This window comes from Isoptericola halotolerans (genome assembly GCF_003003075.1).
Classification (GTDB): Bacteria; Actinomycetota; Actinomycetes; order Actinomycetales; family Cellulomonadaceae; genus Isoptericola; species Isoptericola halotolerans_A.
Genome location: NZ_PVTX01000007.1, coordinates 212,856 through 234,298, shown reverse-complemented (window position 1 = coordinate 234,298; position 21,443 = coordinate 212,856). Strand labels below are relative to the sequence as shown.

General features: G+C 73.1%; 17 protein-coding genes. 8 read left to right on the top strand and 9 right to left on the bottom strand.

What is annotated here, in order from left to right:
• Positions 1–14: 14 nt before the first annotated feature.
• The 3 genes from BCL65_RS11800 to BCL65_RS11790 all read left to right on the top strand — a co-directional run bounded on the left by BCL65_RS11800 (position 15) and on the right by BCL65_RS11790 (position 2,361).
• Positions 15–1,019 (top strand): TIGR03557 family F420-dependent LLM class oxidoreductase, encoded by a 1,005-nt coding sequence (locus BCL65_RS11800; RefSeq protein WP_106268230.1) that lies wholly within the window; start codon positions 15–17, stop codon positions 1,017–1,019.
• Complete coding sequence (gene cofE, locus BCL65_RS11795) at positions 1,016–1,855, top strand: coenzyme F420-0:L-glutamate ligase (RefSeq protein WP_106268228.1); 840 nt, start codon at positions 1,016–1,018, stop codon at positions 1,853–1,855. The genes BCL65_RS11800 and cofE overlap by 4 nt, the downstream gene beginning before the upstream one ends.
• Positions 1,856–1,944: 89 nt before the next feature.
• Positions 1,945–2,361 (top strand): hypothetical protein, encoded by a 417-nt coding sequence (locus BCL65_RS11790; RefSeq protein ID WP_106268327.1) that lies wholly within the window; start codon positions 1,945–1,947, stop codon positions 2,359–2,361.
• A gap of 79 nt (positions 2,362–2,440) precedes the next feature.
• Here the strand turns inward: BCL65_RS11790 and BCL65_RS11785 are convergent, their stop codons facing one another.
• Positions 2,441–2,947: a YbaK/EbsC family protein gene (locus BCL65_RS11785; RefSeq protein ID WP_106268226.1), complete on the bottom strand. Its 507-nt coding sequence runs from the start codon at positions 2,945–2,947 to the stop codon at positions 2,441–2,443.
• A gap of 181 nt (positions 2,948–3,128) precedes the next feature.
• On the opposite strand from BCL65_RS11785, the gene BCL65_RS11780 reads away from it, so the two are divergent.
• On the top strand, positions 3,129–3,920 hold the full coding sequence (locus BCL65_RS11780) for an alpha/beta fold hydrolase (RefSeq protein ID WP_165800003.1): 792 nt from the start codon (positions 3,129–3,131) through the stop codon (positions 3,918–3,920).
• 3 nt (positions 3,921–3,923) lie between these two features.
• Here BCL65_RS11780 and BCL65_RS11775 read toward each other — a convergent pair whose 3' ends face one another.
• Positions 3,924–5,126, bottom strand: coding sequence for an AI-2E family transporter (locus BCL65_RS11775; RefSeq protein ID WP_243401022.1), 1,203 nt, complete (start codon positions 5,124–5,126; stop codon positions 3,924–3,926).
• A 114-nt stretch (positions 5,127–5,240) separates the two neighbouring features.
• Here BCL65_RS11775 and BCL65_RS11770 point away from each other — a divergent pair, with 114 nt between their 5' ends.
• On the top strand, positions 5,241–5,696 hold the full coding sequence (locus tag BCL65_RS11770; RefSeq protein WP_165800002.1) for a cold-shock protein: 456 nt from the start codon (positions 5,241–5,243) through the stop codon (positions 5,694–5,696).
• Between the two features lie 4 nt (positions 5,697–5,700).
• Here BCL65_RS11770 and BCL65_RS11765 read toward each other — a convergent pair whose 3' ends face one another.
• From BCL65_RS11765 to BCL65_RS11750, 4 genes are all read right to left on the bottom strand, one after another.
• Complete coding sequence (locus BCL65_RS11765; RefSeq protein WP_106268221.1) at positions 5,701–6,846, bottom strand: magnesium and cobalt transport protein CorA; 1,146 nt, start codon at positions 6,844–6,846, stop codon at positions 5,701–5,703.
• Between the two features lie 314 nt (positions 6,847–7,160).
• On the bottom strand, positions 7,161–7,919 hold the full coding sequence (gene ddaH / locus BCL65_RS11760; protein WP_106268220.1) for a dimethylargininase: 759 nt from the start codon (positions 7,917–7,919) through the stop codon (positions 7,161–7,163).
• 55 nt (positions 7,920–7,974) lie between these two features.
• Positions 7,975–9,030 carry a zinc-binding dehydrogenase gene (locus tag BCL65_RS11755; RefSeq protein ID WP_106268218.1) on the bottom strand — a complete coding sequence of 352 codons (1,056 nt, stop codon included), beginning with the start codon at positions 9,028–9,030 and terminating at the stop codon, positions 7,975–7,977.
• A gap of 1 nt (position 9,031) precedes the next feature.
• A complete protein-coding gene (locus BCL65_RS11750) occupies positions 9,032–9,523 on the bottom strand; it encodes an SRPBCC family protein (protein ID WP_106268216.1) in 492 nt (163 codons plus the stop codon).
• A gap of 88 nt (positions 9,524–9,611) precedes the next feature.
• Between BCL65_RS11750 and BCL65_RS11745 the strand changes: the two genes are divergently transcribed.
• On the top strand, positions 9,612–11,951 hold the full coding sequence (locus tag BCL65_RS11745) for a M28 family peptidase (protein WP_207767708.1): 2,340 nt from the start codon (positions 9,612–9,614) through the stop codon (positions 11,949–11,951).
• A gap of 3 nt (positions 11,952–11,954) precedes the next feature.
• Here the strand turns inward: BCL65_RS11745 and BCL65_RS11740 are convergent, their stop codons facing one another.
• Positions 11,955–12,656 (bottom strand): histidine phosphatase family protein, encoded by a 702-nt coding sequence (locus BCL65_RS11740; RefSeq protein ID WP_106268213.1) that lies wholly within the window; start codon positions 12,654–12,656, stop codon positions 11,955–11,957.
• A gap of 124 nt (positions 12,657–12,780) precedes the next feature.
• On the opposite strand from BCL65_RS11740, the gene BCL65_RS11735 reads away from it, so the two are divergent.
• Entirely contained in the window at positions 12,781–13,989 is a 1,209-nt protein-coding gene (locus BCL65_RS11735) for an FAD-dependent oxidoreductase (RefSeq protein WP_243401021.1), read from the top strand.
• On the opposite strand, the gene BCL65_RS11730 is transcribed toward BCL65_RS11735, so the two are convergent.
• Entirely contained in the window at positions 13,976–16,381 is a 2,406-nt protein-coding gene (locus BCL65_RS11730; protein WP_106268210.1) for a LamG-like jellyroll fold domain-containing protein, read from the bottom strand. The genes BCL65_RS11735 and BCL65_RS11730 overlap by 14 nt on opposite strands.
• A 166-nt stretch (positions 16,382–16,547) precedes the next feature.
• Positions 16,548–19,205 (bottom strand): hypothetical protein, encoded by a 2,658-nt coding sequence (locus BCL65_RS11725; RefSeq protein WP_146137218.1) that lies wholly within the window; start codon positions 19,203–19,205, stop codon positions 16,548–16,550.
• 447 nt (positions 19,206–19,652) lie between these two features.
• On the opposite strand from BCL65_RS11725, the gene BCL65_RS11720 reads away from it, so the two are divergent.
• The gene (locus tag BCL65_RS11720; protein ID WP_243401020.1) at positions 19,653–21,410 is read left to right on the top strand and encodes a calcineurin-like phosphoesterase C-terminal domain-containing protein; all 1,758 of its coding nucleotides are present in this window, start codon (positions 19,653–19,655) and stop codon (positions 21,408–21,410) included.
• Positions 21,411–21,443: the final 33 nt, after the last annotated feature.

Here is a 21,443-nt window from a genome sequence, read left to right as displayed (position 1 = left end):
ATAGGCTCGGGAGCATGGCTTCTGATCTCACCGTCGGCTACGCCGCGATGCTCGAGCAGTTCCACCCCACCGAGGTCGTCGATCTCTCGGCCTACGCGGAGGAGCACGGCTTCTCCGGGGTGATGGCGGCCGACCACTTCCAGCCGTGGGTCCCGCAGCAGGGGCACGCCGCGTTCGTGTGGAACGTGCTCAGCGCCCTCGGCGAGCGCACGCGCGGGGACCTCGGTCCCGGCGTGACGGCGCCGACGTTCCGGTGGCACCCGGCGATGGTGGCCCAGGCCTCCGCGACGCTCGCGGCGATGTACCCGGGCCGTCACTGGCTCGGCCTCGGTTCCGGTGAGGCGCTCAACGAGCACGTCACCGCCGGCTACTGGCCCGAGGCGCCCGAGCGCATCAACCGGATGTTCGAGGCCATCGACATCATCAAGAAGCTCTTCGCTTCCGGGCTGGAGGGCAAGGACGTCAAGCACTCCGGCCAGTTCTACAAGATGGAGTCCACCCGGCTGTGGACGATGCCGGAGGTCGCCCCGGAGATCCTGGTCGCCACCGCGGGGCCGGTCACCGCGAAGCGCGCCGGCAAGCACGCCGACGGCCTGATCACCGTGGGCGCCCCGCTGGAGAAGATCGAGATGCTGTTCGGCCGGTTCGACGCCGGGGCCCGCGAGGTCGGCCGCGACCCCGAGCCGATGCCGAAGGTGCTGCAGGTGCACATGTCGTGGGCGGAGACGGACGAGGAGGCCATGGCGAACGCCATGACCGAGTGGCCCAACGGGGGCATGAAGTTCCCCAAGGCGGACATCCGCTCGCCGCACGACTTCGCGCAGATGGCCAAGCTGGTGCGCCCGGAGGACTTCGAGGGCCGCATGGTGGTCTCCGCCGACCCGGACAAGCACCGCGAGGCGATCCAGAAGTACGTCGACCTCGGCTTCGACCGGATCTACCTGCACAACGTGGGCCGGAACCAGCGCGAGTGGATCGAGACGTTCGGCCGCGAGGTGCTGCCGAAGCTCGTCCGGTGAGCGCGGCCGACGGCGGGGCGCACGCCGCGTCGGACGCGCGCCTCGAGGTGTGGGCGCCGGCAGGGCTCGGCGAGGTGCGTCCGGGCGACGACCTCGCCACGCTCGTCGCTGACCTGCTCGCGGGAGAGGCGCTCGCGGAGGGCGACGTCGTCGTCGTCACGTCCAAGATCGTGTCCAAGGCCGAAGGCCGGGTCGTGCACGCCGCCGACCGGGAGCAGGCGATCACCGACGAGACGGTGCGCGTCGTGGCGGTGCGCGAGCGGCCCGCAGGGCTCCCGCCGCTGCGGATCGTGGAGAACCGGCTCGGCCTCGTGATGGCCGCGGCCGGGGTCGACGCCTCGAACACGCCGGAGGGCACGGTGCTGCTGCTGCCGGAGGACCCCGACGCCTCGGCCCGGGCGCTGCGGGCCGCGCTGCGCGGTCGCTTCGGGATCGACCGCCTCGGTGTGGTCGTGACCGACACGGCGGGGCGCCCGTGGCGGGACGGGCTGACCGACATCGCGATCGGCGCGGCCGGCGTGACCGTCGTCGACGACCTGCGGGGTGGGGCCGACACCCACGGCAGGGAGCTGTCGGTCACCGTCGCCGCCGTGGCCGACGAGGTCGCCGCGGCCTCCGAGCTGGTCCGTGGCAAGGCGACCGGTCGAGCCGTGGCGGTGGTGCGCGGCGTGGCACGGTACGTGCTGGCGGGGGACGGTCCGGCGGGCGACGGCGCGGGGGCACGCAGCCTCGTGCGCGGTGGACCCGACGACCTCTTCCGGGAGGGGACGGCCGAGGCGTACGCGCGCGGCCTCGCGGACGGCCGCGCCGAGGTGGTGCCCGGTCCGCCGAGGTAGTGCCCCGGTCGCCGAGGTAGTTCCGCTCGCGTCGAGGTAGTACGACTATGCCCTCGCCCGACGGCGGCCTGGTGGCTAGCGTGGCCCGCATGCTGCCTACGGAATGGATCGAGCACCGGCGACCCGGCGACCGCGAGATCGTCGGCTGGATCCGTCCAGCCGGCGACGACTGGGTGGCCGTCTCTCTGCTGGGCCATGACCTCACCGAGCCGGTCGACTGGCTGGCCGCCGAGGAGGCTCTCGACGCGACGAGCCTCGCGTGGCTCGCCGACGCGTGGATGCTCGAACGGACCGGCGGCGCGCCCCTGCGCGTCCGGATGGTCGAGGTCACCCCGGACCGGGTCGTGGTGCAGACCGATGACTTCGGCGCGATCGACGCACAGGTCGAGCGGTACGTGCTGCCGTGGCCGGCGCCGTCGCGCCTGCGCCTACGGCGGTCCGACGACCCCGACGGCCGCGTGCTCGCCGGGGTGACGGTCGGCGGCACGTCGCCCCAGCCGGACTAGGTGACGCGCTCAGAGCGGGTCGAGGCGCGCCCGCAGGAGGCAGAGCTCGCTGAGACGGCACGCCATGGTTCTTCTCCTCTCAGTCCGTGGTGACGGCAGGGGCTTCCACCGGAGTGGGCTCACCGCCCGTGATCCGGACGAGCTCGTCGAAGGTCGTCGGGAAGACGGTGCGTGCGTGGCCGGCTGCGGCCCAGATCTCGTCGAAGGCCGCCAGGGCGGTGTCGACGAGGGTCCGCACGGGGGCGGGGTGCCCCAGGGGTGCGACCCCGCCGATCACCTGGCCGGTCGCCTCCTTGACCAGCTCCTTCGACGCCCGCCCGACGCGGCCCCCGAGGCGGTCGCCCAGGAACGCCGTGTCCACGCGGTGGGCACCGGAGGTCAGGACCAGCAGCGGTTCACCGTCCAGGGTGAAGACCAGGGAGTTCGCGATCGCGCCGACCTCGACGCCCAGCGCCTGCGCGGCGGCCGCGGCCGTGGTGACCGCGTCGTCGAACCACCGGATGCCGCGGGCGGCGGTGCCGGCGTCGGCGGTGACGAGCGCGGCCCGGACCTGGTCGACCGCGGAGTGGGACGTCGAGGCGCTCATGCCCCCGGAGCGTAGCGGCCGTCACCGGCCCGTGCAGCGAGATTTCGCGAGCGGCACCCGGCCCGGTGGCCGACGGCGGCGCGGCGGAACTGCGCGCCACCGTCGCCGCTGTCGTCGGCAGGCGCTACCGTCACGGGGTGAGGCCCGGGCATCAGCGCCAGGGCCGGGAGAGGAACCACGGATGACGCAGCACGTGACGAGCGTGACCGGTGACCGCATCGGTTTCGACCGCTATGGCGAGGACGGCCCTGCCGTCGTGTTCGTGGCCGGCGCCGGACCGTTCCGGGCGACGGACCCCGTCACCACCCGGACGGCGCAGCTCTGCGCCGAGCAGGGTCTCGTGGCGCTCGTGCACGACCGTCTCGGTCGTGGCGAGAGCCCGGCGGACGGGCCGCTCGACCTGGACCGCGAGCTGCACGCGCTCTCCGCGGTGATCGATGCGGCGGGTCCACCCGCCGTGCTGGTCGGGCACTCCTCCGGCGCCGCCCTCGCCCTCTGCGCCGCGGACGCGGAGCTGCTGACCGCCGGCCTGCTGCTGTGGGAGGCTCCGCTCGCCGCACCGGCGGACGACGTCGCCGAGTGGATCACCGAGTTCGAGCGCCGCCTGGACGCCGAGGACTTCGTCGGTGCCACGGAGCAGTTCATGAAGGACATGCCCCCCGAGTGGCTGGACGGCATGCGCGCCTCGCCCGACTTCGAGCTCCTCGCGCGCGCCGCGGTGAGCCAGCGGGCCGACGGCCAGGCCCTGGTCCGGGCCACCGACCTGGTCGAGACCGAGCGCCTGCGCGAGCTCGCCATCCCGGTGCTGGCCACCTACGGGTCGCAGACCTTCCCGGAGATGCCGGTGGCGGCCGAACGGATCGCCGGAGCCGTCACCCGCGGTGCGGTGGAGGAGGTCGCCGGCGCCCAGCACACGTGGGATCCGGAGGCGATGGCGGAGCGGATCGTGCGCTTCGTGCGCGACGGCGCCTGAGGACTACCTCGCGCGGTCCTGCCCCGTCTCGACGTCGGGGGTGGCGTCGACGGTCTCGGTCTCCGCGGCGCCCTCAGCGTCCGGGGGCACCACGGCGTCGTCCGCCAGGTGATCGGTGCGATCGGCCGGCACACCGTCGGTGACGTCGTCGCCGGAGAGCCAGCGCAGCCAGTTGTTCCGCGGGTCGCCCTCCAGGACGAGCGCCCGTACGAGCAGGGTGAGCGGGATCGCCAGGATCGCGCCCAGCGGACCGATCACGAAGGTCCAGAAGACGACCGACACGAAGCTCAGGGTGAGCGAGAGCGAGACGGCGTCGGCCACGAACTTGGGCTGGACGAACACCTGCAGCACCACGTTGACCACGCAGTACACGGCGACGACGGCGAGAGCGAGCTGCCAGCCGCCGACGACGAACCCCATCACCATGGGCGGTACGAGCCCGAGGACGAACCCGATGTTGGGCACGAAGTTGGTCACGAACGCGAGGATCGCCCAGATGCCCGCGCCGGGGACGTTGAGGAGCCAGAGCGCGACGCCGTCGACCACCGCCACGACGGCCCCGAAGGTCGCGTTGACGACGTAGTAGCGGCGCACGCCGGTGCTGAACCGGGTGGAGCGGTCGATCGCGTCCGCGCGCGTGGTGCCGAAGTGTTCCCGCGCCGTCGAGTAGCGCGCGGCGTCGACGGCCATGAACACGGCGTAGGCCAGGACGAAGAAGAACGCGGTGCCGATGGTGACCACGGTCCCGCTGACGGTCCCGGCGACCGAGAGGATGTTCGAGGGCTGGAGCCAGGACGTCACGGTGTCGGTGATCTGTGTGTCGATCCCGGTCGCGGCGAGCTGGTCCTCGACGTCCGCCACCGAGGCCGCGAGCTGGGGGATGTAGCTCTGCACGAGCTCGGCGAACCGGAACCCGGCCCACACCAGCATGGCGAGGAACGCCGCGAGGATGAGGTAGGCGACCACGACGACGACCATGGTCGCGGCCCAGCGTGGCCAGCCGCGCGCCTCGAGGGGGAACCGCACCGGGTGGCAGATGATGATGATCACGGCGGCGAGGAACAGCGGCGCCAGGACGCCCGACGCGAAGTGGACCGCTGCCAGCACGGCCGCACCGGCGGCCAGCACCAGCAGGGTCCGGGTGGCCGGGCCCAGACCGGGGTCCGTGCGGGGCAGGCCGGGCGAGGTGCTGGGCGTCGACGTCACGCGTCGACCCTAGCGGCCCGGCCCGGGACCGGCAGCGGGCCGCGCCGACCGGTCCGGCGCCGACGGGCGGGGCTATGCTGCCGAGTAGGAGTCGACACGAGGTGGTGGCGGACGGTGCGCGGCGAGGTGGTCCGGTACGACGCGATCAAGGGGTACGCCTTCGTCGCGGCCGACGGTCTCGACGAAGACGTGTTCCTGCACGTCAACGACATCGACTTCGACAAGGCGCTCCTGGCGGTCGGCGCGGTGGTCGAGCTCGACCACGAGATGGGGGAGCGCGGCCCGCGTGCGCTCAGTGCGTCGCTCGTGCGGTCGCCCGTGGCCGACGCCGTGCAGGCGGCGATGGCCGGCGACCGGCTCCCGCCGGCGGAGCCGGGGACGACGACGTCGCCCGTCCCGAGCAGCCACGCGCACGACGGGTTCGCGGACGTCCTGTCGGCGGCCGAGCTGCGCGGCGAGGTCACCGAGAGGCTGCTCGCCGCGGCCGGTGACCTCACCGGGCGTCAGGTGCTCGCGGTGCGTGGCGTCGTCGAGCGGATCGCGCGTGCCCACGGCTGGCTGGACGCGTGAGCCGCTACATCCACTTCTTCCAGCGGAACACCCCGTAGAGGCCGACGCTCACCGCGAGCATGGCGAGCAGCGCGGCGGGGTACCCCCACACGGCGTGCAGCTCGGGCATGAAGTCGAAGTTCATGCCGTAGATGGCGCCGACGAGGGTCGGGGCGAAGAGGATGGCGGCCCAGCCGGAGATCTTCTTGACCTCGTCCCCCTGCTTGATCGAGACCTCGGTCAGGTGCGTCATCTCCTCGTTCTGCCGCTGCGCCACGAGGGTCGCGTTCACGGTGAGGATGTCGCGCAGCGCGACGCGGAACGTCTCCACCGACTCGGCGACCTCGATGAGGTGGTCGGCGACGTCGCGCAGGTACGCCTGGAGCTCCTCGTCGACCTGGTACTTCTCGGCGCCCTTGGCCAGCGACTGGCACACGTTCTGCAGGGGACGCACCGCACGCTGGAAGTCGACGACCTCGCGCGACAGCTCGTAGATGCGCCGGGACACGGACTTGTCGCCGGAGAACACCTCGGACTCGATCTGGTCGATGTCGAAGTCGAGCCCGGACACGACCGGCGCGTAGTCGTCCACGACGCGGTCCATGATCGCGTAGAGCACCGCCTCGGGGCCGCGCGAGAGCATCTGCGGCGTCGACTCGAGGCGACCGCGGACGGTGGCGAGGTCGGGGGAGTCGCCGTGGCGCACGGACACCACGAAGTCGGGGCCCACGAAGAGGTGCAGCTCGGAGAACTCCACCTCCTCGATGGAGTCCAGGTAGCGCGCCGCGTGGAGGACCACGAAGAGGGTGTCGCCGTACCGCTCGATCTTGGGGCGCTGGTGGGCCTGGATGGCGTCCTCGATCGCCAGCGGGTGCAGGTCGAACTCGCGCGCCAGGGCGGCCAGCTCGCGCTCGTCGGGGCGCTCGAGACCGATCCACGCCATGCCGCCCGGCGTCGAGCGCAGGGCGCGGAACGTGTCGGCGAGCCGTGTGAAGGACGCGGTGCGGTGGCCGCCGTCGTCGTAGACGGCCGCTGCCACGATCGCGGACCGGGGCCGGATGGGGGTGGGCGGTGTCGCCTCAGGGCCGGCGGCGGGCGTCCCGCCACGACGTGGGCGCAGCGCGCCGAGGACCTGGCGGGGGCGTGCGGAACGAGGAGAGCTGAAGGCCATAGGGACTCCCAGACGTGCAGGAACGGTGGTCTGCGTGCTGTGGATCCCGCGACTGAGGCGGCGTGCCGGTACTTGTTCAGGGACGGCGGCGTCGTCCCGCGCGCAGCGCAGGACGGTGTCGAGCCGAGGTCAGTCGCGGCTCGGACTACTGGGAGGCTCGCTGCGGGTCATGCGCGGTACCTCCTCGCGGTTCGGGCGGCGTGGTCGCCGCATGCTCTGGGCCGGGCTCATTCTACTCCGGCCCAGGCCAGAGCGCCCGGACAGGGCCCGGTGACCTCACTCACCACGGAGTCGTCGGTGTGCTGGACGGACGGTCAGCGCAGCCGCACCGACAGGCACGTCACGCAGCCCTCGAGCTTCTCGAGCTCGGTGACGGGCGTGGTGACGACCTGCAGCCCGCGCTCGCGGAAGATCTCGGCGCTGCGCGGTGCGGCCGCGGACATCAGCACCGTGCCGGGGTCGAGGACGACGACGGCGTTGCCCTCCGGCTCGGGGACGGGCAGGAAGCGTTCGAAGACACGGGGGTCGTCGACCAGCGGCGGGTGCCCGACGACGGTGCCGTCCGGCAGCGCCGTGACCGCGCTCTTGAGGTGGAGCACCTTCGTGACGGGGACCGCCACCACCTGCCACCCGCGCGGGGCGAGCAGGTCGCGCAGCGCGTCGATGCCGGCCTCGTCGGTGCGCGAGCTGCGGCCCACGTAGGCGACGCGGCCCACCTTGAGCACGTCGCCGCCCTCCAGCGTGGCGGGCGCCTCGATCGCCGCGACGTCGAGCCCGAGGCCCTCGACGACGGGCCGCACCGAGTCGAGCTCGCCGCGCCGGGACGCGGCGCCGGGTCGGGTGATGACCGCCAGGTCGTCGAACACGACGACCGTGTCCTCGACGAAGACGCCGTCGGGGTGCTCGTCGGCCGCGGGCAGCTCGGTGACCGACCAGCCGCGCTCGCGGAAGACCGCGACGTACCGCTCCCACTGCTCGCCCGCGAGCTCGGCGTCGACCGGGACACGGTCCAGGTGGGTGAGCTCGCCCTCGGCGAGGCGGGGCGAGGGGGGTCGCACGAGGAGACGCTGCATGGGCACAACGTAGCGCGCGGTCCGCGCGGTCCGCGCGGTCCGCGCGGCCCGCCGGTCAGCGTCGTGGGTCGAGCACCGTCATGCCGGCGCGCGGTGCGTCCCGCATCCCCGGCAGGAGACCCGCCGCGGTCTCCAGGTCCACGACCTGCCCCACCAGGTCCTGCGGTCGCAGCGTCCCGTCGGCGACGAGGGCCAGCATCTCCGGGTAGTGGGCGGCGGACATCCCGTGCGAGCCCAGCACGTCCAGCTCGAAGCCGATCACGCGGTCCATCGGCACTCTCGGGTGCCCCTCGCCGGCAGGCAGCAGGCCGACCTGCACGTGGCGGCCCCGGCGGCGCAGACCCAGCACCGCCGTGGCGCACGTCGTCTCCGAGCCGACGGCGTCGAGCGAGACGTGCGTGCCGCCGTCGGACAGGTCGTGCAGCCGGGCCGCCACGTCCTCGGCGCTCGCGGAGCCGTCGGCCAGGACGGTGTGCTCGGCCCCTGCCTGCCGGGCGGCCTCCAGCGCGTCGGGGTTGCGGTCGACGGCGACGACACGCCCGCCGCGGGCGGCGGCCACCATGACGGCGCTCAGGCCCACCCCGCCCGCGCCGACGACGGCGACCCACTCGCCGGGTGCCACGCGGGCGCGGTGCGCCATGGCGCGGTACGCGGTGGCGAAGCGGCAGCCGAGGCTCGCCGCGGCGGTCGGCGTGACGCCGTCGGGCACCGCGACGAGGTTGGCGTCCGCCGCGTGCAGGACGACGAGCTCCGCCCAGGAGCCGTGGTGGGTGAACCCGGGCTGGGTCTGGTCCGGGCAGACCTGCGCGTCGCCGGCCAGGCACCACTCGCACGTGCCGCAGCCGCAGACGAAGGGCGAGGTGACGAGGTCCCCGACCTGCCAGCGCACGACGCCGGCACCCACCTCCTCCACGACGCCCGCCAGCTCGTGGCCGGGAACGTGCGGGAACACCGCGATGTCGGGGTCGTGGCCGGCCCAGCCGTGCCAGTCCGACAGGCACAGGCCCGTGGCGTGCACGCGGACCACCACACCGCCGTCGGGCGCCGCCGGCGCGGGCAGGTCCCGCACGGTCACCGGCCCGCCGGGGCGGTCGAACGCGATGGCACGCACGTCAGGCCGTCTCGGCCACGCGCTTGACGGCCGCGAGCGTGGCGGGGATACCCTCGTGCGCCATCCGGGTGCGGGCCTCGATCTCGCGGTCGGCGTCCTCGCCGTACCGCTGGGCGAAGGCGGCGAGGCCCTCGGGGGTGAACTCCCACGTCTCGGTGAGCTCGGTCGCGGCGCCGTCGTCGAGTGCGCGCAGCATGTAGCCCCAGCGCACGAAGCCCTGGCCGACGACCCAGGCGAACTCGCGCCCCGGGTCCGCGACGACCACCTGCGAGCGGGTCTCCCAGGTGCGCTCCGGGGTCTCGTTCCGGCCCGTGAAGTGGGCGCCGACCTGCGGCGAGGCGCCCGGCTGCGGCGCGTCGGCCTCGTCCCACCAGCAGGCCGTGCAGACGGGGGACCACTCCCCGGTGCGGGTCACGTCCGAGACGAGGTCGTAGACCTCGGCGGGCGGGGCGGCGATGGTGATCGAGGCGGAGTGGGTGCGTGCGTCAGCCATGCCGCATGATGGCACGTCGTCGCGGTCCGGGGCCCGGCGGCGGTCACGATTCGGCCACGGGGCGGGTGCAGGCAGTACGGTTCCCGGCGTGAACCTGCGCTCCCGAGCGACGACGCTCCTGATCTGGCTCTTCCTCGCTGCTCTCGCCGCCGTGTCGGTGTGGTCGGTGCTGCCGCCGTCCCCACGAGGTGCCGACGCCCCGGCCGACGAGTTCTCCGCCGAGCGAGCCTTCGCGGACGTCGAGCGTGTGGGGACCGAGGTCCACCCGCACGGCACCGCCGCGAACGACGCCGTGCGCGAGTACCTGGTCGACCGGTTGACCGGGCTCGGCCTGGAGCCCGAGGTGGTCGACGGCGTCGGGATGTCCGGGCGCCTGGGCGACCAGAGCCGGGTGGCCGCCACGCAGAACGTCGTGGCCACCGTCCCCGGGGCGGACCCGACCGCACCGGTGTTCCTCGTCGCGCACTACGACTCCGCCGAGGTCTCCTACGGCGGGAACGACGACGGCGCGGGGGTCGCCACGATCCTGGAGACGGTGCGGGCGCTCGGCGAGGGGCCGGCGCTGCGCAACGACGTCGTCGTCGTGCTCACCGACGCCGAGGAGGCCTGCCTGTGCGGTGCCGAGGCGTTCGTGGACGCCGACCCGCGGGCCGCTGACGGCGGCGTCGTCGTCAACTTCGAGGCGCGCGGGTCCGCCGGCCCGGCCGTCATGTTCGAGACGTCCGACGGCAACGCCGCGCTCGTGGACGCCTACGCGTCCGTGCCGTACCCGGTGGGCAGCTCGCTCGCGGTCGAGGTCTACCGGATCCTGCCGAACGACACCGACTTCTCGCCGTTCCTCGACGACCCGGCCGGGCGTTTCACCGGCCTCAACGCCGCCTACATCGACGGGTCCGCCACCTACCACTCGCCGCTGGACGTGCCGGAGCGCATGTCGCTCGCCTCGTTGCAGCACCACGGCTCCAACGCCCTGGCGCTCGTGCGCACGCTCGGCGACGCGGACGCCACAGCCCTCGCCGCGCCGTCGGCCACCGACGCCACCTACTTCCCGCTACCCGGTGGGATCCTCGCCCGCTACCCGGGCTGGCTCGTGTGGCCGCTGGCGCTCGCGGCCCTCGGAGCGGTGGCGGCGCTCGCGGTGCTCGTGGTCCGGCGCCGCGGCGGCGGGCACGACGACGGCGGCACCCGGACGGCCGGGCCCGCCCGGCTCGTGCTGGGCTTCCTCGCCGGGGTGCTGCCGCTCGCGGGGGCCGTGCTGGGCGCCATGGGGCTGTGGGCCCTCATGGTGACGGTGCGGCCCGGCTACGACGAGATGCTCGACCCGTGGCAGCCGTGGGGCTTCCGGGTGGCGCTGCTCGGCATCGTCGCGGTCGTGGTCACGGGATGGTTCGTGGGGTTGCGGCGGTGGCTCGGCGCCCCCGCGCTCGTGGTCGGGGCACTCGGCTGGCTCGCCGTGCTGGGCGTGGCGCTCGCGGCGCTCGCGCCGGGTGGCTCCTACCTGGCCGCGCTGCCAGCGCTGGCGGGCGCCGCCGCCGGCATCGTGGCGCTCCGGCTCGAGAGCGGCCGGTGGCGGGCGCTCGCCGTGGCGCTCGGCGCCGCCGTCGGCGTGGTCCTGCTGGCACCGATCACGGTGCTGTTCTTCCCGGCGCTCGGTCTGGAGACCGGGGCTGCTCCCGCCGTCGTCGCGGTGCTGCTCGGGCTGGCGCTGGTGCCCGCGCTCGCGCTGTCGGTGCCGGAGCGCGGGCGGTCCGGCGGGTGGCTGGTCGGGGCGTGCGCGCTGGTGGCCGCCGGGGCGCTCGGGGTCGGGTTCGCCGTCGACTCGTTCGACGCCGAGCACCCGGAGCCGAGCCGGCTCGCGTACGCGCTGGACGCAGACACCGGTGAGGCCGTGTGGGTGTCGACCGAGAGCACTCCCAGCGACTGGACCGCACGGTACGTCGACGCGCGGGAGGACCGGTCCGCGCAGTTCCCGCCGATGGGTTCCGGAGCATGGTTCGGTGCCGCGGAGGCAGCCGACCTGCCGGCCCCGACGGTCGCGGTCGTCGACGACGTGACGAGCGGCGACGAGCGGACGGTCACCCTGCGGGTCCGTCCAGGTGAGGGCGAGATCGGTACCGCAGGCGCGTTGCGCTACATCGAGCTGAACAGCGCGGCTCAGCTCGATGCCGTGCTGGCGGCCTCCGTGGCCGGGCGAGAGGTGCCAGTGGACGACGACGGCATCCTCGACACCCGCTTCTACGCCCCGGACGGGGACGGCTTCGAGGTGACGTTGACGGTGCGTGGCGGGGAGGGGCTCGACCTGCGCGTGGTCGCCGCTGGCGGGGGCCTCGAAGGGCTGCCCGGCTTCACCGAGCGGCCCGACGGCGTGGGCGTGGGCGGTTCCCACAGCTCGGAGCTGGTGCTGGTCGCCACGACCGTGGTGCTCTGACCCTCAGCCGGCCGTGGCGGAGAGGGTGCTGAGCGGCGCCGGGACCGGACGTGCCGCCACCGCACCGTGGCCGGCGACGTCGGTGCCGCTCGCCACGACGCGGGCGGCGCCGTCGGACACCTCCACCGTGGAGACGGACGCGTTGGGCAGCGCGACGACGCCCGACGGGTCCAGGGTCCACAGGAAGGCGCCGAGCGCCAGCCCGTGCCCGACGACGAGGACGTGGGGGTCGCTCGCCGCGCCGCCCGATGGCGTGCCGCCGTCGGCCACGGGGCCGTGCATGGCGACGATGCGGCCGAAGACGCCGCGGACGCGACCCATGAAGTCCGCGCCGGACTCGCCGCCGCCGACGCCGGGGTGCCCGCCGGCGAGCATCGCGGGGACCAGCTCCGACCAGGGCTGGACCGCGTCGAGCGAGCGCTCGGGGAGGCGTTCGTAGCTGCCGAAGGACAGCTCACGGAGATCGTGGTCGATGCGCAGCCGCTGGTCCGGGTGGTGCTTGAGGATCTCCACCGCCGTCTGGACGGCCCGGCCCTGCGGCGAGGAGTAGACGGCGTCGAACCGGTGGTCGGCCAGGTGCTGGGCCGTGACCCGCACCCCGGCGCGGCCGGTGCGGGTCAGCGGGGAGTCGCAGGCTCCCTGCAGGTGGCGGCGAGCGTTGAGCGTCGTCTGCCCGTGGCGGACGAGGGTGAGCGTGAGGGTCATCGTCGAGGTGACCTTTCGTCGGGGTCGTCGGTCTCGACGCTAGGTGCGGCCGATGACCGTCGGGTGGCCGCACGGTGCACGCGGGATGGCCGTCGACCCCGGCGGTGTTGGCGCCCGTGTGACCGTGACCGCCCCGCCGACCGCTCCTGACGTCCCCGAGGTGGCCGACGTCGTGGTCATCGGTGCCGGGCAGGCCGGGCTGTCCGCCGCGTACCACCTGCGGCGCCGAGGAGCCGTACCCGCCGCTGCTGCGCCGTCGGGCACCGGCGAGGCGCCGCGCACCTTCGTCGTCCTCGACGCCGAGGACGGGCCCGGGGGAGCGTGGCGGCACCGCTGGCGCTCGTTGCGGATGGCCACGGTGAACGGCATCTACGACCTGCCCGGGCTCGAGCAGCCGGGGGTCGACCCGGAGGCGGCGAGCGTCGACGTGCTGCCCGCGTACTTCGCCGACTACGAGGACGAGCTCGGCCTGGCCGTGGTGCGGCCGGTGCGGGTGCGCCGGGTCGAGCGGACGGCCGACGGCACGGGGCTGCTGGTCCGCTGGGAGGCGGGCGGGCGGTCCGGCACGGTGGCGGCGCGAGCGATCGTCAACGCCACCGGGACTTGGACCAAGCCGTTCTGGCCGTACTACCCCGGCCAGGAGTCGTTCCGCGGCCGTCAGCTCCACACGGCCGACTACGTCCGCGCCGAGGATCTGGCGGGGGCGCGGGTCGCGGTGGTGGGTGGCGGGATCTCTGCCGTGCAGCTCCTCGACGAGATCTCGCACGTGGCGCGGACGTTCTGGTTCACGCGGCGGGAGCCCGTGTGGCGCGAGGACTTCGGGCCCGACGACGGCTCGCGCGCCGTCGCGATGGTCGACGAGCGGGTCCGTGAGGGACTGCCGCCGCAGAGCGTCGTGTCGGTGACGGGGCTGATCCGCACGCCGTCGCTGCACGCTGCCGCGGAGCGTGGCGTGCTCGAGCGGCGGCCGATGTTCACCCGGATCGTGCCCGACGGCGTCGTCACGGTGGACGGCGACGTCCTGCCCGTGGACGTCATCTTCTGGAACACCGGGTTCCGCGCCGCCCTGGACCATCTGCGGCCGCTGCACCTGCGGGAGCCGGGCGGCGGCGTCCGCATGGACGCCACGCAGGTGGCCGGCGAGCCGCGGGTGCACCTGGTGGGGTACGGGCCGTCGGCGTCGACCGTGGGCGCGAACCGCGCCGGACGCGAGGCGGTGGCGCGGATCCTGGGTCTCCTCGCCGCCGAGGACGAACGGCTGCCCGCACCCCCTCGCGGGGCACGGGCAGCCGACGGTCACCGGCGGTCGGTCGAAGACCTCACGGCGCGGTGAGGTCGGCGACCTCCCCGTCCGCGACGGTGGCGACCTGCGCGGCCGTCAGGGCACCGGTGTACACCTGCAGGTCGTCGACGTCGCCCTGGAACGGCGTGTCCCACCAGTTGACCCCGAGGGCGAACACGCCGTCGTCGGTGGTGAGCACGTCCGGGAAGCGGGTCCCGGTGTGCACCACCTCACCGTCGACGTAGACGGTCACCGCACCGCCCGTCTCGACCGTGAAGACGAGGTGCGACCAGGCGTCGGTCGGGATCTGCGTCCCGGTGAGGCCGTCGTAGTAGGTGCTCGATCCGGCCCACAGCATCGTGCGGTGCTCGTCCCAGCCGGACGGCACGAGGCTCAGCCAGTTGACGTCGTCGCGAGCGGCGAAGAACGCCGTCGTGTAGTCGGTCAGCCGCTCCGGACGCAGCCACAGGCTCACCGTGTAGTCCTGGCCGGAGATCAGCCCGTCCGGCAGTCGCACTCCGCTCGTGCCGTCCAGGTGGACGGCCTGGCCGTGCGCGCCGTCGGTGAAGGACACCTGGCCGCCGCCGGAGTCGATGCGGTCGCCCGTGACCGTGCCCGCCGCCGCGCCGCCCGTCGCGGTCAGGTCGCCGTCGAAGGTGTAGCGCGCGACCAGGCCGGGCTCCGGCATCGCCGGGACGGTGAGCTCGAACGCCTTCGTCGCGGTCACGTCGCCGCTCGTCACGGTGGCGGTGAGGGTGACGCCCGCGTCGCCGTCCTGCTCCGACGGACGCGTGACCGTGCCGTCGGCAGCCACGACCGACTCGTCGCTGGACGACCAGGCGATGGTCGCACCATGGCTGCCCGTGGTCGGCAGGGCGAGGTCCGCCACCACCGCACCGGTGCCGGGCAGGGTGAGGTCCGCTGCCACCGCGTCGACGATCTGCTGGTCGCTCATCGGGGCCCGGGCGCTGCCCCACAGCGGAACACCCTCGGGCCCCACCGCGCTGAACGTCGTGACCCACCGGGCGCCCGTCGGGTCCCACTCGCGCGAGACGACGCCGTCGTACGTCTGGTCGTCGACGTCCAGGCGGAGCCGGTTCTGGGCGTACAGCCGCCAGCGGCCATCGACGGCGCCGCTGACGCGGCCGTCCTGGTGCAGCGTGACGGTGCTCGCCCGGCGGATGTCCGCGCTGATGGTCTTGTCGTGCTCGATGAACCGGTAGTCGCCCACGACCTGCTTGCGCACGAACTTCGCGGTGTCGTTCCCGCCGGCGTAGCGGTAGGGCGCCGCGACGGGCCAGCCGTCGGCGTTCATCGACATCTCGTGCACGCGGATCTGGTGACGCTCGCCCTGCTCGGGGAACCGGCTGTGGAAGATCAGCAGCATCTCGCCGGTCTCGGGGTCGACGTACGTGGTGTTGTGCCCGGGCGAGACCTTGCCGTCGCCGATGCCGGTGCCCGGCGCGCCGACCTCCCGCTGGAACAGGTAGTTGCCCATGACCTTGACGCCGTAGGGCTCGATGGTGGCGTCGTCGAAGATCGGCAGGTCCGGGTTCGACCTGACCTCGCGCATGTCGTTCCCCGCGGCGTCGACGAACGGGCCGTCCGGGTTCTCCGAGCGCATGACGCGCATGTTGTAGCCGGAGTCGGCGTCCAGCCCGCCGAACGAGGTGAACAGGTAGTAGTACTCCGTCTCGGGGCTGTACATCATGGCGGGCCCCTCGATCCGGCTGTGGTTGCCGCCGGTGAGGTGCGTGCCGTAGCCCTGGTCGGGCAGGGGGAGGCCGGTGGCGGGGTCCATCTCCAGGATGAAGATGCCGCCGGAGAACGAGCCGTAGACCATCCACAGCCGGCCCTCGGCGTCGTAGAAGACGTCCGGGTCGATGGCGTTCGGGTGGACCGTCGCGTCGTAGGGGGTGCCGTCCTCGCTCGGGCCCTCGCCGTCGCGGTGCCCGGACTTCAGCAGGATGCCGAGGTCCTCGTAGGGTCCCTCGACGCTGTCCGCCACGGCGACGCCGAGCGCGCTGCGCGGCGAGCTGCCCTCGCAGGCGTTGTAGTACATGTAGAACTTGCCGTCGGCCTCGAGCTGGACGACGTCGGCCGCCCAGAGCGTGTCGGCCTCGGCCCACTCGAAGGTCTCGGCGAGCTCGGTGGTGACGTCGTCGAACAGCGGGTTGTCCGGCGTGACGAGGTTCGCCACCTGTTCCCACTGCTGGAAGTCCGCCGTCTTCGCGGCGGCGAGGTGGGAGCCGAACACGTAGTGCTCGTCGCCGACGGTGATCAGCGAGGGATCGTGGGTCTCCGCGTCGACGAAGACGGGGGGTTCGGGGTCCGCCGGCGTGGGCGGGGCGGCGCTGGCAGCGCTCGTCGCCACGGCGGCGAGGGGCAGGGTGAGCGCGGCGGCGGTGAGGGCTGCGACGCGTCGTGACCGTCTGCGGGTCATGGCGGCTCCTTGGTTCGTCGTCGAACGGCGGCCCCGACGGTGGGGCCTATACATCGATGTAGAGACATCCTTACATCGTTGTATAGACACGGTCAAGCAGCCGACGCGACGCGACCGGGGGCGGGTACGACGCATCTCGCGACGCACCCGCCCCCGGGGTGTCGACTCAGGCCTTGCCGGTCCGGACCTCGAGCACCGCCGCCTCCGACGTGGTCGGCGTCGCGCCGACCTCGCCGGAGACGAGCACGCGGTAGTCGCCCGCGCGCGGCGGGACGGCACGCACGGTGAGGGACGACGACGTCTCACCGGGCAGGTCCGTCCACTCGCCGTCCGCGAGGCGCTGCCACTGGTAGCCGGTCGCCCCGGCGGCCTCGACGTCGAACGTCACCTGCCGGCCCGGTCGCGACGAGGCGTCCTGCGGCTGGCTCGTGACGACCGCCGCCACCGGCGTCTGACCCGCGGTGTACCGCGTGAAGTTGTACTCCCGCGGGGACTGGGGCCGCTGCTCGCCGGTGACCTTGGCCTGCAGGTCGCACTCGCCGTTGGCCTTGATCCTCAGCCACTCGCCCTGGACGTACTCGACGATCTCCTCCTTGGTGTCGCCGCAGATGTCGACGTGCCAGAGCCGGGCGTCGTCGAGCTCGGTGACCATCTCGCCGTCGCCGGAGTAGACCCCGGTGGGCTCGCCGCACCCGCGGTTCCAGACCATGATCAGGTCGGTCCCGTCACCGGTCCAGTTGTGGATCGGCTCCGGGATGGTGCCGTAGCACCCTCGGGTCTGGCGTTCCTCCTGCCACACCATCTCGCCGTCGGAGCCGATGAGGAACAGGCCGTCCAGACCGTTCGAGGACCGGTCGATGCGGTCCAGCCCGAACGTCTCGAGGCCGGGAAGGTCGGCGCGGAACTCTCCGACCATGATGTTCTGCGACTCGACCGTGTCGTCGTTGACCCAGATGGTCTCGCCGGTGTCCCAACGGTGCGCCGAGGTCGAGGCGCCGCCGAGGAGCACGTCCGCGGTGCCGTCGGAGTCGATGTCGGCGACCCAGATGGTGTCGGCGTGGTCGGGCAGGTCGGCGCTCCACAGCAGGTTGCCGTCGGCGTCGACCATGTCGTAGCCGATCATGATCTCGTCGCGGCCGTCGCCGTCGAAGTCGTACGGCCACGGGTAGTGCCCGGTGTTGCCCTCGTGCTCCCAGATGACCGTCCCGTCGGACTCGAGCAGCCAGGCCTTCGTGTAGCGGTTCTTCAGCAGGATCTCGTCCGGGTGCCCCTCGCCGTCGGCGTCGACGAACACGATCGCGTCGTGCGCCAGCGGGTCCGGCAGGGCGAAGTCGCGCACGTGCTCGCCGGTGGCGCCGTCGAACACGTAGAAGCGGCCCTCGGCCTCCGTGTCGCCGTCGGGGTACATGACCGCGACGACCTCGAGGTCGCCGTCGCCGTCGGTGTCCACCACCTGGGCGGGGATGTCCTGGCTGTTGTTGCGACCCTCGGGGTCGACCTCGCCGATCTGCCAGAGCTGCTCCCCGGTGGCCGTGAAGGCCGTCATCGAGGCGACCATCGGGCCGTCCCGCAGGGCGCCGGCGTTGATGTGGTGCGGCTGGACCATGACGATCTCCGGGCGGCCGTTGCCGGTGAGGTCGCCGAACCACGGGCGGGCACCGTCACCGGCGACGCTCGTGTCCATCTCGGCGACGGTGGTCGCCTCGATCATCTTCTCCAGCACGGCGTTCTCGGACGGTGCGGAGATGCCGCCCGCCCCGACGGCGCGCACCTGGTAGGTCCAGGTGAAGCAGCACTCGCTGCCGTAGCCGACGTCCAGTGCGCTCGCGGTGTCCTCGGTGCGCTCGAGGAGCTGCCAGTCGTGCGCCTCGTGGTCCGTGCGGTAGACGTCGTAGGCGACGGCGCCGTCGGCGGCGTCCCACGTCAGCGTGGCGGTCGTGCCGTCCTGCGCGCCGTCGATCCGCACGTTCGCGGGGGCCGACGGCGGATCCTGCTCCTCGTCCGCGGCCTCGATCTCCAGGGCCTGCGAGGGCCCGGACTCGGCGCCGGCGGCGTTCGTCTGGGTCACCGTGTAGACGTGGGTGTCGCCGAGGCGGAGGCTCGGGTCGTCGTCGGTGAGGGCGGGGTCGGCCGTGGTGCCGACCTGCTCGACGTCGCCGCCGTTCGTGCTGCGGTAGACCGTGTAGGACTCCGCGTCGGGCCGGGCGTCCCAGGAGAGACCGACGCTGACCGTCGTGCCGGCGACCTCGACGTCCGAGACGAGGTTCGACGGCGGGAGCTGCGAGGAGACCGTGACGCCGTTGATCCGCCCGTCGCGGGCGACCTCGAGGTCGAGGCGGCCGTCGTCGACGGTGACGACGCCGGCCCAGGTGGCGAACTCCCCGGCGCCCGCCTCGAGCGTGCCCTCGTCGGCGCCCTCCACGGCGAGCTCGGTGTAGTTGGCGGCGATCTGGTCGCCGCTGACCACGGTGACCCAGTAGGTGCCGTCGGGGACGTCCGTGGAGAACGTCGTCGTGCCGACGGTGAAGTCGCGGCGGAGATCGTCGGGCGCGCCGCGGTCGCGGACCGCGACCTGCCGTGACAGGCCGTAGCCCGCGCCGTCGTCGTACAGCGTGGTGTGCGCCACGCGGGTGTGGCCGTCAGACACGGGCGAGCTCGTCGAGCCGAAGTCGAAGCGCTGGTCGACGGCGGTGGCCTCGGTGCTGACCTCGTCCGCCGCGGCGCTGGTGGCCAGGGGGAGCGGGGCGAGCACGACCGCGGCGGCGGTCGCGACGGCGATCGACCGGAGTGGTGGTCGGGTGTTTCGGGGGTGGGTGGGTGACAACGTCGTCCTCCATCGGTGGTCTACCGCGACGACGTCCTCGGGATCGACGCCGTCGTCGGTCTGCGGATGCGGCCGTGAATCGATTCAAGACCGCATCGGAAAGCGTATGCCACCCGGCGGGTGAGTGCGAGTGCTGCCGCGTCGTGGATGTTCGGCAGTTCGTGCTCCGTTCGGCAGTTCGAACTGCCGAACGGAGCACGAAGTGCCGAGCGAGATGGGAGGAGATGTCGATGAGCTGAACGCTTCTGTTCGCTCGGGCTACCAGATGGTTGCCCCGGCGCCGGGTGAAGTTTCTCGAGCCGTCGTGGCGATTCCAGCCGGGCTTCACGCTCGGGCGCCAGCGTGCTCGTGGGGTCGGCAGGGGGCCGGCCCCACGATCACGACAGGAGAAGCTCAGTGAGATCTACTGCCAGCCGATCGACCTCTCGCACGTCCCGACTGCTCGGCGTGACCGGTGGCGGGCTCGCGCTCGTCCTCACCGGCGCCTTGCTCCCCTCCGCCTCCGCCGCACCCGGCGGGGACGGCTCTTCGTGGGCCGAGTCGGCCTACCGCGGCTCCGTCGACGTCGTCGCCGGGACCGACGAGGACCAGCAGACCATCGACGGTGTGGTCTTCGTCGACAAGAACCAGAACTCCGTGCAGGACCGCGACGAGCGTGGCCTGCGCGGCGTCACCGTCACCAACGGCCGTGACGTCACGACGACGGACCGCCGAGGCCGCTACGAGCTCCCGGCGTTCGACAACATGACGGTGTCCGTCACCCAGCCGCGCGGGTACCAGGTGCCGGTGGACGAGGACAACGTCGCCCAGTTCTTCTACCACCACCTGCCCGAGGGCTCGCCCGAGCTGCGCTACGGCGGGATCGAGCCCACCGGGCCGCTGCCGGACGCGGTGAACTTCCCGCTCGTGAAGAGCGGCCTCACGGGGTCCGCCGCCCAGCAGTGCGTCATCGGCGGTGACATCCAGACGTACACCCAGGATGAGGTGGACTACGCCCGCAACGGCGCGTTCGCCGACCTCGCCGCGCGGACCGACTACACCGGCTGCGGCGCGCTCTTCATCGGCGACGTCGTCGGCGACGACCTGTCGCTGTACCCGCGGACGCGCGAGCTCGTGGGCATGCTCAACGGCCCGGCGCGCTTCCTGCCCGGCAACCACGACCTCGACTACGACGCGACGAGCAGCGAGCACACGTTCGACACGTACCGGGCCCACATCGGGCCCGAGTACTACTCCTACGACGTGGGCCAGGCGCACGTCGTCGCGCTGAACACCGTCGAGTACCCGGTGGGTACCTCGTACACGGGCTCGCTCGACGAGCGTCAGCTCGAGTGGCTGCGCAACGACCTCGCCCAGGTCCCGGCGAACAAGCTGATCGTCATCGCGGCGCACATCCCGCTCCTCGACTACGCCGACCAGGGCAGCAGCAAGCACCAGGTCGCCCAGGTCGAGGAGATCTACGAGCTGCTGGAGGGCCGCGAGGCCATCGCCCTGGGTGGGCACACCCACAGCCTCGAGAACCTCCGCGAGGGCGACAGCCTGGAGGGCTGGTCCGAGGTCATGGGCGTCGACGAGCTGCCGTTCACCCACATCACGGCCGGCGCGATCTCGGGTGACTGGTACTCGGGCGACGTGCTGCCGCAGGGCTACCCGACGGCGCTCCAGCGCGACGGCGGCCGGCCCGGGGTGCTCACCCTGGACATCACGGGCCACCGGGTCCAGGAGCGCTTCACGGTCAGAGGTGCGGACGAGTCGCAGCAGATGGCGCTCGGAGTCAACACCCCCCGCTACCGCGACTGGTTCGCCACCCACCGTTCCGCCGTCGGCTCGGCGCCGGAGTACACCGACCCGCTCGTGGTGTCGCGCGCCGACCTGGTGGACACCACGTGGCTGACCACGAACTTCTGGATGGGCAGCACGGGCTCGACCGTCACCGCGACCCTGGACGGCGGCGAGCCGGTCGAGGCGGTGCGCACCCAGCCCCTGCAGGGCGAGGGGCAGAAGGTCGGTGCCGAGTGGTCCGACCCGGTCGCCGCGCAGCAGCAGCTGGTGCACGGCGGCAGCGTCGCCGAACGCTCCATGCACCTGTGGCGCCTCGAGCTGCCCGCAGACCTGGCCGTCGGTGAGCACACCGCGGAGGTCACGGCCACCGACGTCCATGGACGCCAGTTCACGGACACGCTGACGTTCGAGGTGACCGGCTGACGGGAGCGTGACCTCGGGCCGGTGGTCCGCGGC